The organism is Hungatella sp. SB206, assembly GCF_051132295.1.
In the GTDB taxonomy this organism is placed as follows: domain Bacteria; phylum Bacillota; class Clostridia; order Lachnospirales; family Lachnospiraceae; genus Hungatella; species Hungatella effluvii.
On record NZ_CP096603.1, the window covers coordinates 5,060,376 to 5,073,400 of the forward strand.

14 protein-coding genes and 1 tRNA gene are annotated in these 13,025 nt (G+C 47.3%); 5 read left to right on the forward strand and 10 right to left on the reverse strand.

Annotated elements, in window-relative coordinates; genetic code table 11:
• Positions 1-28: 28 nt before the first annotated feature.
• Positions 29-844, reverse strand: a complete 816-nt coding sequence (locus M1L66_RS22505; RefSeq protein WP_434688356.1) for a Cof-type HAD-IIB family hydrolase — start codon at positions 842-844, stop codon at positions 29-31.
• Positions 845-947: 103 nt separating this feature from the next.
• Here M1L66_RS22505 and M1L66_RS22510 point away from each other — a divergent pair.
• A tRNA-Pro gene (locus M1L66_RS22510) sits at positions 948-1,021 on the forward strand.
• A gap of 292 nt (positions 1,022-1,313) precedes the next feature.
• Here M1L66_RS22510 and M1L66_RS22515 read toward each other — a convergent pair.
• The 5 genes from M1L66_RS22515 to M1L66_RS22535 form a co-directional block, all read right to left on the reverse strand.
• A complete protein-coding gene (locus M1L66_RS22515; RefSeq protein WP_434688358.1) occupies positions 1,314-2,150 on the reverse strand; it encodes a GNAT family N-acetyltransferase in 837 nt (278 codons plus the stop codon).
• Positions 2,151-2,542: 392 nt separating this feature from the next.
• A complete protein-coding gene (locus tag M1L66_RS22520) occupies positions 2,543-2,725 on the reverse strand; it encodes a hypothetical protein (RefSeq protein WP_321009171.1) in 183 nt (60 codons plus the stop codon).
• 5 nt (positions 2,726-2,730) lie between these two features.
• Entirely contained in the window at positions 2,731-3,147 is a 417-nt protein-coding gene (locus M1L66_RS22525; RefSeq protein WP_187018512.1) for a hypothetical protein, read from the reverse strand.
• 51 nt (positions 3,148-3,198) lie between these two features.
• A complete protein-coding gene (locus M1L66_RS22530) occupies positions 3,199-3,954 on the reverse strand; it encodes a TatD family hydrolase (protein ID WP_434688360.1) in 756 nt (251 codons plus the stop codon).
• 304 nt (positions 3,955-4,258) lie between these two features.
• Positions 4,259-5,035: a hypothetical protein gene (locus M1L66_RS22535; protein WP_002603027.1), complete on the reverse strand. Its 777-nt coding sequence runs from the start codon at positions 5,033-5,035 to the stop codon at positions 4,259-4,261.
• A 241-nt stretch (positions 5,036-5,276) separates the two neighbouring features.
• On the opposite strand from M1L66_RS22535, the gene M1L66_RS22540 reads away from it, so the two are divergent.
• The 4 genes from M1L66_RS22540 (at position 5,277) to M1L66_RS22555 (ending at position 7,967) form a co-directional block, all read left to right on the forward strand.
• Positions 5,277-5,531 (forward strand): hypothetical protein, encoded by a 255-nt coding sequence (locus tag M1L66_RS22540; RefSeq protein WP_002603026.1) that lies wholly within the window; start codon positions 5,277-5,279, stop codon positions 5,529-5,531.
• Positions 5,532-5,717: 186 nt separating this feature from the next.
• Positions 5,718-5,864 carry a hypothetical protein gene (locus M1L66_RS22545; protein WP_022031632.1) on the forward strand — a complete coding sequence of 49 codons (147 nt, stop codon included), beginning with the start codon at positions 5,718-5,720 and terminating at the stop codon, positions 5,862-5,864.
• Between the two features lie 292 nt (positions 5,865-6,156).
• The gene (locus M1L66_RS22550) at positions 6,157-6,741 is read left to right on the forward strand and encodes a helix-turn-helix domain-containing protein (RefSeq protein WP_434688363.1); all 585 of its coding nucleotides are present in this window, start codon (positions 6,157-6,159) and stop codon (positions 6,739-6,741) included.
• Positions 6,738-7,967, forward strand: a complete 1,230-nt coding sequence (locus tag M1L66_RS22555) for an MFS transporter (RefSeq protein WP_187018507.1) — start codon at positions 6,738-6,740, stop codon at positions 7,965-7,967. Before M1L66_RS22550 ends, M1L66_RS22555 begins: the two co-directional genes overlap by 4 nt.
• Positions 7,968-7,969: 2 nt before the next feature.
• On the opposite strand, the gene M1L66_RS22560 is transcribed toward M1L66_RS22555, so the two are convergent.
• The 4 genes from M1L66_RS22560 to manA all read right to left on the reverse strand — a co-directional run bounded on the left by M1L66_RS22560 (position 7,970) and on the right by manA (position 12,944).
• Positions 7,970-10,141, reverse strand: coding sequence for a YhgE/Pip domain-containing protein (locus M1L66_RS22560; protein ID WP_187018505.1), 2,172 nt, complete (start codon positions 10,139-10,141; stop codon positions 7,970-7,972).
• A gap of 378 nt (positions 10,142-10,519) precedes the next feature.
• On the reverse strand, positions 10,520-10,954 hold the full coding sequence (locus M1L66_RS22565; protein WP_434688366.1) for a surface protein: 435 nt from the start codon (positions 10,952-10,954) through the stop codon (positions 10,520-10,522).
• A 107-nt stretch (positions 10,955-11,061) separates the two neighbouring features.
• Entirely contained in the window at positions 11,062-11,940 is an 879-nt protein-coding gene (locus M1L66_RS22570; protein ID WP_187018502.1) for an ROK family protein, read from the reverse strand.
• Between the two features lie 59 nt (positions 11,941-11,999).
• Entirely contained in the window at positions 12,000-12,944 is a 945-nt protein-coding gene (gene manA / locus M1L66_RS22575; RefSeq protein ID WP_002603018.1) for a mannose-6-phosphate isomerase, class I, read from the reverse strand.
• Between the last annotated feature and the right edge of the window lie 81 nt (positions 12,945-13,025).

The window sequence follows — 13,025 nt, forward strand, 5'->3', positions numbered from 1 at the left end:
AGTATCATAAAAGTAATGCCACACACCCTTATAACCGGATCAGCCCAAAATGCACACAGGCATTGCGGATTCCATCCGAATCCACGGCATCAGTCACATAATCCGCGGCTTCCTTAAGCTCTTCCATGGCGTTTCCCATGGCGATTCCGATGCCTGCCGTCTTCACGATATCGTAATCGTTCATGCTGTCCCCAAAGGCCACCGTACTGGAAAGAGGGATATTAAAATAGTCGCAGAGGCGGATCAGCCCCATAGCCTTGCTGGCTGTCTTCTCCACCACATCCGCGCCCCGTTTTTCCGCGAACATGTGCACATTTACCTCGGGAAACCGGGCCCCCATGGCTTTTGCGCCCTTTTCATCTCCAATGTATGCCATTGTCCTGACATCCAAATCAGGAAGCTTCCACGGGTCCGCAAACCGGCGTCCGCATTCTCCCCACAGATCCGTATCGTGACGGTTCACCACTTCCGGATGCACGTAGTAATCATACCCGCCCACACTGGCTCCCACGCTGCAGGCTGCATCATTCTGTGCATAGGCAATGATCTGCCTCATCAGTTCCTTATCAAACAGATGCTCGTAAATAATCGTGTCCCCCACCGTAATCTTCGTTCCATTCAAATGAATGATGGCATCCGGCCTGATCTGTTCCTTTAACACAACGCTGAAGCTGGAATCCATATCACGGCCGGTGGCCAGCACAATGGTGTAATTCTCCCGGAGCCGTTCCAGGGTCTCCATGGCGCTGTCCGGTATCGTCCAGTCCTTATGGTCCAAAAGTGTCATATCTACATCAAAACTCACGATCGGTTTCATATTCTTTCTCACCTGTCTTTTCTCCATGAATCATATCGTCCTTACCATCATATCTTAAAATATAAAATATTTCAACAAATATACTTTTCAAATCGCAAACTTTCTGCTATAATACCATAGTGACCAGAAACGGAGTATGGCGTAGCTTGGTAGCGCGCTCGGCTGGGGGCCGAGAGGTCGCAGGTTCAAATCCTGTTACTCCGATTCTTGCATAAGTGCTGAATCCCTTGTATTTACAAGGCTTTTGGCACTTTTTTGTTGTAAAAAGACGCCTCATTTTCCATTTTTGAAGCGGCAGTTCGCCTTATACCAGTACGATCCTTTCATTCGTTGTATAAAACAGTTTCGTTGATGAAATTGATTTCTGACCATTCCAAGGCTATCCCCTTTTTATTTTACAATAGGAGTTTTTACATATCTCTAATAAGAAATCGGATAGAAAAATAAAAAACTGCACTTTAGAGAACATGGCCTACTGAAAATTTGAACAGGGACTTCACTCCTCTTCGCTCAGTAAAATTCGATATAAAGCATATGTATGGTCTAAATAAAAGCCAATTTTTTCAGCAAGTTTTCTTGAAGCCACTTTAGTATACATACAATCCCAGTATGGAACACTATCATGCTCTAGTAAGTCTGTAATAAAAGCTTCAACGGCAATTTGGCAGTAACCCTTTCGTCTATGGTCTTTTAGCGTCTCAATGCCTAATGTATATGTATTACCATAAACAAAATTTGTCAGGCAATAGCTTACAATTATCTCATCACAAACAACACAATACCCAATAGCATACTCAAAAAAATGCTCAAGCGAATTCCACCATCGTAAAATTTCATTTTCAACAAAAGAAAAATTTTCTATTTTATTTTCAAAAAATGACTTATCAATCCTATAGACAGTAACACCTTCTTGATCTGATCTCATTTCATGATCTTTCCAACGTTCCAAGTCAAATTTATAGACACACTGCCTTGATTTTATTAATTCTTGTTTATCAAATATCTGTTCTAATATAGAATCCCACTCTGGTCGATCACCGCTAAATTCAAAATAATCAAGTCCCGATTGCCTTATCCGTTTATCAAGAATATTCAGAACAAAATCACATGCACTTTGATTAAACTGATCATTGTACGGTTCTCCAATAAAATAGAATCCTTCTATCCCGCGCGACCAGAGAAGTGCTGTTTTCGGATTGATTTGCTCATTCACAAATACCCAACCTTGATTAATTCCATTTAATACTGCATTAATTTCAATGTTATCCCATTGCTTGTAGACAATATGCTGCATATCTTTAAAATACTTTTTATTTAGATCAAACATTATCATTAATCCTTCCTTTTTATTTGCAACAGTTCAACCTTCCGGCTATATTAACGTTTTAACTCCAGGCACAAACACCGGTATACTAATGAATAAAGTTGTATATATTCAAACATCTTCCTATTTGTTTCTTTTTACAAATACAACAATTAATTGCCATAACCCCTCCCATATAATCACATTATAAATTTACACTTTATATTACAGACTCTTCGACCTGACACTTTCCTAATTATACATCTACAGTCTGCAGTTAAATTAATAAGTAATCGTCACCTGTCCCCATCATAATTAATGCACAACATTTTAAATCCTGTTACTCCAATTCTTCGCAAAATGCCGGAAGGCCTTTCTCATAAAGGCTCCCGGCATTTTCTAATGGGGAAATACAGATCTGATCACTTCTCTATTTTCACATCATTACTTCCGACAAAGTCCTTGTAGGTCACGACCACAGAGTAGATATCATCATCCCTCATAAAAATTTCCCTGTTAGAAGAAATACCGGTTTCAAAAGTCTGCAGCACATTTAACCCTTTGTCCGTCAGAAGCATCTCCATCGTTCCAACAGCACCCTGCATACGTTTTATTTCCCGCTAAGCTCCCTGATCAAATCATTCAGGGTGCATACCCGTCCATTTTGATCCTCCAGCGAATACGTCTCCTGGTTGGCCTTCTTCGAGAAAAATTTAATCAGCTCCTCGAGGCTGTTCAGCAGAACGCCTTCCACCTCACACTTATGCCAGAATACGCCGGACTTATTCACCGTAAGAAACGCCTCCTCGTATAAGGTATTGCTGAGCGGCGTGCAGGAAAACCCGCACATTTTATCTTCTGTGATGCTCTCTGCCAGATCTTTATTTACGATCTCACCGTTTGTCCCAGTACAGAATTGGTAAAGCTTATCTGTAATCTCCGGAAACCATTCTTCTTCCCAGAATTTCTTAAACTCCCCGCACTCTTTTTTTCTCTTTCTGTTTGCTATATAATATGTAGTTGACATTGGTTTCCTCCCACATTTTATTTCACTGCATATGACAATCCATTATCCAGTTTATAGATTGAAAAACTGCCTGGCATTTCTAAGCGCTGCCTGCTCCACGGCTTCAACGTCTGTATTTTTGACTGCGGCAATCTTTTCTGCCACATATTTTATATTTACCGGAACATTTCGCCGCGGCAGCCCCTTGATATTCAGCGGTGTCAAATAGGGCGCGTCCGTTTCGATCATCAGCCGGTCGAGGGGGATGCTTTTGACGGCCTCCACTACCTCCCTGTTCCTCCTGTCATCACAGATCCAGCCTGTGATTCCGATATAACATCCCAGCTGTAAATACCGGTATGCCGTTCCACTTGAACCGGTAAAACAATGCACAACGCTTCTCCGGCACAGCTCCTGATGCTGTTTCATCAATTTTATAAAGTCCTGTTCCGCGCTCCGCTCGTGAAGAAAAAGCGGCAGTTCCAGGCTCTCGGCAATGTCGAGAATATCCGAAAAACACCGTTTCTGATTTTCCTTAGTGGAGAACATTCTGTCGTAATCCAGGCCAACCTCCCCCACAGCGGCCACGATTCCGCGGTTGCGCTGAATCAGCTCCAACAGCTGTTTCTTATAATTCTCGTCCCATCGGTCAGCATTGTGCGGGTGAATTCCGCAGGTGCACCATGCATGCTCAAATCTGCTTTTTTTCAGATAATCGACCGCCGCGCGGTCTGATTTTAGATCCGTTCCCGTCACGATAAAGCCGACACCGGCTGCAAACGAATCGGCTGCAACCGTTTCCCGGTCTGAATCGAACTGCTTTCCCATCAAATTTAATCCTATATCAATATATTTTAACTCCATATCGTTCCTTTCGGGAATGATGCGGTATCATTCCAATCCTTATCTTTTCGTCAGAGGAAAGCAACGCTCCAGGCTCTCCAGCTTCTGATTCAGCAGCTCCATACTTTCCACTTCGCTACTCGGCAGGCGGTTACTTCCATATGTATGTTCCGCCCCCATCTTTTTATACGCAAATAATCCCAGCCGGAATTCTCGTAAAACTTCAACAAGCCCGTTCCATCTCATTCACACACAAATCAAGTGAGCGAAATTGTATTTCATATAGTTTTTACCTCATATTTTTAAATGGTTCATCACTACCGCATTCCTGGCTCAGCGGAAACAGTTCCTGTTCAATCATCTCTTTAAATGAAACATAATAATTTTCAAAGCATTCAAAACACGCCGCATTCTTCGTGCAGTGAAGGCATTCAAAGGATTTCAGTGAGCCATATTTGTTCAATATAAAGCAGCACAGCTGATGGTATGCGCCGCCTAACAGCCAGGTATTGACCCGGAGCAAATCACGCAGGATCTCCTCCTTTGCCTCAATATCCGCAGGCGTATAAAGGGGTATAAAGATACTCGGATGAATATAACTGTTGGATCCGCTCTCCACCTGGTCGATTTTAGCCATCTTCTCATCATCAGTAATCCGGCCTAAGCCATGATCTTTTGCGATATCCCTCTTGCTGATAATCGTAAAATCACCTTTAAACGCATATTTCTTATAAAGATCGTCGTATCGGTTATTCTTTTTATCATTCATGTACAGCAGAACGGATATATAATTCTCAGCGTTAATCAAATTAAACATGTCAAAAAACGCTTCCACGGAGTTCCTGGTATTTCTCCTGACAGGCAGGAAGCCGAAGCAATCCACGTCTACATTGTTCTCTCTCAGATATTTCATATTTGCCTGGAAATTATCTTTTATTAAATAAAACAGCAGATAAATTTCCTCCCTCAGCACATCCGGATACAGCTTCGCCGTCTTCATAACTGCAAAATCCAGATAGTTCATCAGGTTATATTCATCATAAAATACCGGATTAAAAACGTGCATGGAATCCTCCTGTTGTGGACCATATGGTTAATTATACCATAAATATCCATTTTATGGTTACAAAAATGTGCGGTAATGTATAAAAGCGTGCACAAATGTTATTTTTACGCCCTGAAACTGTTCCCTCACCCTATATTATCTGCCGCCTGTACGAAAATATAGCGTCAAATTATGTAAAATAGGAATCGACAATTCAAAAAAAATGCATATACTGTACTAACTAACGTTCATGAGGTGACACATGCCAGGCGGATGGTCTTATCAGTCATATCTTACGCCATATGACTCCTTCATATTTTTTAATGCAATCGGAAGACATAACGATTTCTTCTATACTCCCATAGCCGTAGCAACGCAGGTAGTAAATGGAACCAATTACAAATTCATGACAATCGCAGAACCGCAGACAGAAGATTTAAACCCACAGTTTGCTGTCGTAGATATTTATCAGCCACTAAACGGTGAACCGTATGTGACCAGTATAACCATGCTCTAGTTTTTCATAACTGGAGCATTCCTCTTATCCTGAATGGTATACTCAGAACCACCAGAATAAAAAATGCCGGAGTCCTCTAAAAAAGGATTTCCGGTATTTTTTTACATTGCAATTTCAGTCAAATTCTCTTTCACAATCCGTATATCTTATCCTCTCCCTACACATCCTAACCAGGAGGTGATGAACATGTCCTATATTGCTCCCGCCGTCCAGGCCAAATTCGAGACGCTTTCCATCGATTTGAAAAATGAAATCCTGGAACGGAACGTGCAGATTAACACGATCTACGATCTTATCAACGTTCTGCAGGAAATCGTGAACGAAGGTCAGTAATCATGTGATCCGCACCCAGAATCCGGACCGGAACCCGATAAGCATTTATCGGCTCCGGTTCGGATTTTTTTATACATCTGTTCTGTCAAATCCATCTCAAAAACAGCACAAAACAGGAGGCCAAAAAGCTTTATAAATCCATCTTGACATTACATAATATGTAACGTTATAATAATGGTAATATATACTACAAAAAACATCTATACAGATGGAAAAACGACACCGCACCGCCCCATCGGAAGATTCTGTTCTTTCGGTCTGCAAAAAGCGGTCTGCCGTAAAGGAGAATCTTATGTCAGAACGGAAAATGATAACACTGGCTACCCGGAAACAAATGGATATCTATATGAACCCGCAGCGTCAGCGCCTTCTAAAGGCCCTGGAGGTAAACGGTAAGCCCATGACCCCCAAGCAGCTGTCGAATGTCTTAAAGATATCGGCCTCTTCCGTCTCGCTCCATATCAGGAAGCTGGAGGAACTGGGCCTGCTGGAGCTGGACCACACGGAATCCATCCATGGAATCCAGGCGAAATACTACAAAAAGCTTCCGGTCTCCGTCTCCATAGGCGGGAATCTGGATGATGATTTAAGGGAAGAGCGCTTCTATCTGTCGGATTATATCATGACGGAACTCTGGAATGGTTTTAAAGACCGTCTAAAGCGGGCGAAAGATAAGTCTGATGTGATGACGACCGGAGATTTTACCAGCGGAGTCGTCCATTTATCGAAAAAAGATGCGGAGGAGCTGTACCACTTAATCCTGGATTTCACCGATGCACACTCGGTTCCGGGCGAAGACACGATTCCCTGGGAATTTGGCCTGGTAGCATATCCCCACAGTCCAATTCCGGAAGAAAAGGAGGAGCAGCCATCATGAAACGAAGCCACATCCTGTTATTTGGGGCCAATGCCTTCGGTACCGGACTTCTCGCGCCGGTACTCTCCCTCGTGCTGTTAAGTCACGGCGCCACCCTGGAAAACCTGTCGCTGTGCATCGGAATCTTTGCCGTCATGGTCGTCGTGCTGGAACTCCCCAGCGGAATTATGGCGGATTTGATCGGAAGGAAACAAATTTTCTTACTGTCTGCCTGTTTCATGATGGCAAACTACGTCCTGCTTATGTTCAGCAGCCATTTCTTCATGCTGGCCGCCGCGTGTGCCATGCAGGGTATCGGCCGTGCTTTCAGCTCCGGCTCCATCGAGGCACTGGAGATCGAGGCGTATCTCCGGGAGCAGGAGGGCCGGAATCTGGAAAAGATCAACAGCACCATGGCTGTCATCGACAGCGTCGGCCTGGCTCTCGGATCCATTACCGGCGGTATCCTGGGATTTCTGGACGGCTCCTATAATCTTCTCTTGATCCTGGCTCTGGCCATACAGACGCTCATCCTGTTTCTGGCCGCCTGCTTTGTGAAGGAGCCTGCCCGTGAAAGGAGTCCCCTTTCCCCAGCACTCCAGTTTAAGGAGCAGCTCCGGGGCCTGTATCACTCCCTCCGAAACAGCCTTTCGGTCATCACCATTGTTCTGATGTCTGCCGCCTACGGGCTGCTTCTCTGTACCGTAGAAGTCTACTGGCAGCCGACGCTCAAGACATTTCTCCCTGAACAACTGGGATGGATCTTCGGTGTGGTCACCTGCCTGGGCTACTTAGGCGTCACCATCGGCAGTAAAGCGGCCGAGGCAGCCATGCAGTCCAAAAAAGCAGTGCTCACACCACAAAAGAGTTGGCGTACATACTGGTTCCTGCGTTTTCTTCTCGTGTTAAGCGTCGCCGCCCTGGGATTTACCCACCGGGTCTGGCTGTTTCTGGCCCTCTTCGTCCTGGTCTACATTGTGTTGGGCGCCGGGAATCTGATTGAAAATACAATCTTTCATGAGGCCGTCGGCAATGACCAGCGCGCAAGCATGATGTCGGTTCTCTCCCTGTCCCTGCGGGCTGGAGGGCTGGCCGCCTCCGTACTGGGAAGTCTGATCGTAAGCGGCCTTTCCCTGTCGTATGTCTGGCTTCTGTTCCCTCTGTTTTCAGCCCTCACCATTGGCGGAATCATGATTTTCCACTACCGGGCCGTAACGCGCTGCCACGCCGCCGAAGCTGGCTGTTAAACCTACATCACCCCGGTTTCCTCCAGCTTGCGCTCGAAGAAATCGTTCATCCTGATCACCTGTTTTCGCAGAACCACGCCCACAAACAGGGAGATGGGCAGATATAAGAGGACCTTTGCCATATCCTCACGGTAGGCATTTCCGTAGATACCGCCGACGCACTCCCTCATGGCATTAATGGCGTGTGTAAACGGCAGCATCGGATTGACCATACGGAAGAAATGCGGCGTCACCTCGATCGGGAAGGTACCCCCTGCCCCGGCCACCTGAATAACGAGCAGGACGACCGCCAGGGCCTTCCCCACATCGCCGAAGGAGATGGTGAGCGTGTAGATGATATTGACAAACACCACGCTCGCCAGAACCGCCGCCAGCACGAATTTCGCCGGCTCCAGGCACTGGATCTTCAGCAGGTAGAGGTCTCCCAGCGACACGATTAGCGCCTGCGCCACACCGAACACCATAAAGATGAAGTACCTTCCAAAGTATTTTTCATACGCCTTTCCGCCATGAATTTTCTCGTCCTCCACGACGCGGCATTTCAAAACAGCCACCAGGACCAGGCCGCCCACCCATATGGCGAGAATCGTGTAAAACGGAGTCATGGCCGAACCGTAATTTTCAATGGGATATATCTGATTCTCCTCCAGATTCACCGGGGATGACAGGAAATCCCCCATGGTCTCCGGATCATTTTTCATGATCTCCACAATCTTGGCCAGCCGCTCGCTCTCCTCCACGGATTCCACCTCATCGATGATGCGGTCCAGTTTTTCCTCACCGGCCGCGATCATGGACGCAGTCTGGTCCAGCGTCTCGATCAGACTGTCAAAGGAACCCGTGGTCTGAGTCAAGGTGCCGTCAATCTGCGGCAGAAGCCCGTTAATACCGACGGCGTAATCGGACGCGGCGGAAATGCTGTCATAAAGACTGTCCAGTCCTGCCGTCAGGGCCGGTTTCACCTGGCTGTGATACTGATCCGTAATCCGCGCCCCCTGATCCATCATCTCCTCCAGTGATTTCCTGATCTCCTGTCTGGCGTCCTCCGGAAGCTTCCCCGTCCTTAAGGCCGTGTCCTCCGCCGTCTCTATCATATGTATCATATTTTTCTGCCTGTCGATCTGGCTGGTAATCATATCGGACAGCACGCCCAGAACCTTTCCCGGTCCGGGAATCTTCTCCTTTAAATTGTTCACCAGATCATAAAGCTTCTGGTTCACATTCAGCAGTGTATTTAATACGTCAGAGGCCTTGTTTAATTCCCCTGCTGCCGCGTTCGTATCGCGGTCCCAGCGGTCAATGGCATCGCGGACCGAGCGGTCCACAGAGTCCATCAGGCCATCTTCGATGTCCAGCACATTTCCCACGCTGTCTGTCATGGTGTCGGACAAATCCTCTGAGGTGCGGATGAGACGGCTGGCCTCCGCTCCCGTGTCCTGCCCCGACTTAAGCAGCTCTTTGGAATCCGGAAGCATTGCCTGAACACTGCTTAAAAGACCTTTTCCTGCAGTCAGAGACGACTTTAATGCGCCGACCGAGCTGCCCATCAAAACCAGGTCATTTCTGGCATCCTTCATGGAGGACACCATCTCATCCGCCAGATCCTCCTTCTTCCCTTCCACCGTACCGTAGGTGACGTGAAATGCCTTTCCCAGAGCTTCAGAGGAAGCGCTGATCAGGGATTCATTCACCTGCTGCTGGATGGTGCTGACGCCCTTATCCGTTATTTTCGTGGCAATTGCATTTTTCTTTTCATTCACATAGTACTGAAGCGTCGGCTTCTGAACGTTCGATGTAAAGATGCTGGCCGTCTTCTCGCTGAAGTCCTCCGGAATGATGACACAGGCGTAATAACGGCCCGCCTTCACGCCCTCCACCGCCTGTTCCTCATCCACAAACTGCCATCCAATCTGATCATTTTCATGGAGATTGGAAATAATCATGTCACCGATATTTACGGTGGTGTCCAGCTGTTCGATCCGTGTCCCCTGATCCAGACTGGCCACAGCCACCCGGAGCCCCTTCGTATTACCGTAAGGATCCCAGTTCGCCGCGATGTTGAACCAGGCATACAGCGACGGCAGTATCATAATTCCCAGCGCTACGATAACCGCCACCGGATTTTTTCCTATGTTCTTTATATCTCTGAGAAATATGGCCCATATCTGCTTCATCTTTCCAAGCCTCCTTGTTTTGCCCTGAAGTGTGTTTAGAAGTGTGTTTATCTTTTTAAACGTAATGGATTATAGCGGTGTGGAAATTAAAAGTCAATAGGCAGATTGGGGGATGTGTCGTATTCCGTTACCATTCACGGACCGGACAGGGCAGACGGGGCTATGAATGGTAACCGTATTCCTGTTTCAGAAGAAAATCGCAGGAGAAAAAAAGAATCCCCGCCGCACATTCCGATCTGTGCAGCGGAGATTCTTTTCTCTGCTTTTTTATCTGCTTTTTATTTCTGTTTATGTATCATTTTTCTTTTTTTCTATTCGTTCTAACGCTGTTTTTCTTCCGTAGTCGCACCGTGAATCAGAGCGTGTTTGAAAAGTGCTCTAACGCATCATCATGAAAGGAAAATTCTGTCCATTCATGCCGCTGTTCTGATTTCCGCCGCAGCTCTGACTGTTGGTGCAGTTCTGGTTGCCGGAGCAGCTCTGACCGAAGCCGCAGGATCCGTTGTCTGCACAACCCTGACCGTAGCCGCAGGAACCGTTGTCCGCACAGCCCTGGCCGTAACCGCAGGATCCGTTACCCGCTAAGTTCTGACCGAGACCGCAGCCCAAGCTGGTTCTGCTGCCCGTACCCGCGCCCAGCTGACTTAACATATTTGCCAAATTGCCGGTCTGTCCGCTGCAGTTAGTCATATAACCATTCATACCATTGCCGCCTCCAACTACCTGAAAGGTCGCTGCGTGAGCCGTCATCGGTACACTGGCGATGCTCAGTGCGGTTGCTGCTGCCAGAACATATAATGGTAACTTTCTCATGATAAAGTCCTCCTTGTATATTACAAAATCGTTACATTTCTGTTACAAAACGTATCATAACATACCAGTATTGCTTTATCACTAGGAGAAAAATGGCAATTACCCGCTTACTCTGCCAGCTCCAGTTCATCCATGGCGAGCTTTAAGGCTCCCATGATTCCCTGATTGTCATTCAGGCTTGGAAGAACGATGTAGCTGTCCAAATCCTCCAGTTCCTTTGTCTGGATATAGCCGTTTAGCTGGCGCTTCACTTCTTCTCTCACCAACGGCATCATGTGCTCCTGATGCATAACGCCTCCGCCCAGAATGATTCTCTGAGGAGACAGGATCACGATATAATCCACGATGGCCTGGCCGATGTAGAAGGCCTCCATCTCCCATACTTCCTTCCTGTCTGCAAGCTCGATTCCTTTCTTGCCCCAGCGCTCTTCAATGGCTGGTCCCGCAGCCAGTCCTTCCAGACAGTTTCTGTGATACGGGCATTTTCCCGCATACGTGTCGTCCGGATGCTTCGCTAAAAGCACATGGCCGCCTTCCGGATGAAGCATGCCGTGGAGCAGCTTTCCGTTGGAAATGATTCCGGCGCCCACTCCGGTTCCGATGGTAAAGTACACGCTGTTTTCCAGCCCCTTTGTGATGCCCCAGGTCGCCTCACCCAGCGCAGAACCATTCACATCCGTGTCGAAGCCAACCGGTACACCCAGCGCCTCCTGGAACGCGCCTACTATATTATAATTGGCCCATTTAAGCTTTGGTGTCGTGGTAATGTATCCGTAGGTCTCCGACTTTCTGTTTAAATCGATGGGACCGAAACAGCCGATTCCCAGCGCTTCGATCTCCTTGTCCTTAAAATATGCAATCAGCTTCGGCATCGTAATCTCCGGTGTCTCCGTCGGAATCGAAACCCGCTCAAAAATATCACCCTGTTCGTTGCCGATGGCGCAAACCATCTTAGTCCCGCCTGCCTCTAATGCTCCAAGTCTCATCTCATTACTCCTCCTGTCTATATTCTTCCTTTATCTGAATCCCGATGTGCCGCAGCTTCCTACAGAGTCCCTGACTCCGGATTGGAACAGATCACCGACATCTTTCCTTCAAATCTCAATTCTCCTGCTCCTGCCGGAACGATAAAATGCTGTCCCGTTTCCAGCGGAATTCCGTTTACATAGCCTTTGCCGCTGATCACGCTGACATTGGCAAAAAACCGGCTGAATTCCCTGGTAAACACGCCGTCAATCTCATACTTGTCCACAGAATAGAACGGACACGTAATGAGGTGCGTGTGCACAGCCCCCGGTATCTTTTCCGTAAAGGTGTCACAGGAGGCCTCTTTAAACGGCGCCTCAATGGTCGCAATGCTCTGTTCCACGTGCAGCTGCCTCGGTTTTCCATCGGACAGTCTGTCATAGTCGTAGACACGGTATGTAATATCACTGCTCTGCTGGGTCTCCAGAATCAGAGTCCCGCCCTTGATGGCATGGACGCATCCCGGATTGATCTGGAAGAAGTCGCCCTTCTTCACCGGGACCTTGCGGATAAATTCGTCCCACTGATGGCCGCGGATCATGGCTTCCATCTCCTCATGGCTCCCTGCATGGTGGCCGATGACAATCTCCGTCCCCGGGTCACAGTCCAGAATATACCAGCACTCTGTCTTTCCCAGCGATCCGTCCTCATGAACCTTCGCATACTCGTCATCCGGATGAACCTGAATGCTTAAATCCGCCTTAGCATCAATAATCTTGACGAGAAGAGGGAACTGATCTCCCGGATAATTCCCGAAAAGCTCCGGTTTCTCTTCCCACAGGCTGCTCAGCAGCCGTCCGTCATACATACCGCCGGCGATCCGGCAGTCTCCATTCTTATGGGCGCTCACAGCCCAGCATTCGCCTGTCGTATCACTTGGAATCTCATAGCCGAACACGTCGCGAAGCTTCGTGCCTCCCCATATTGCTTCCTTGAACACAGGCTCCATAAACAGCAGTTCCATATGTTTTCCTCCTTATTATGACTCATTATACCACCCCTCAATGGTGTCTGTCATAGTACCATTTTACTCGAATAAAGGAAA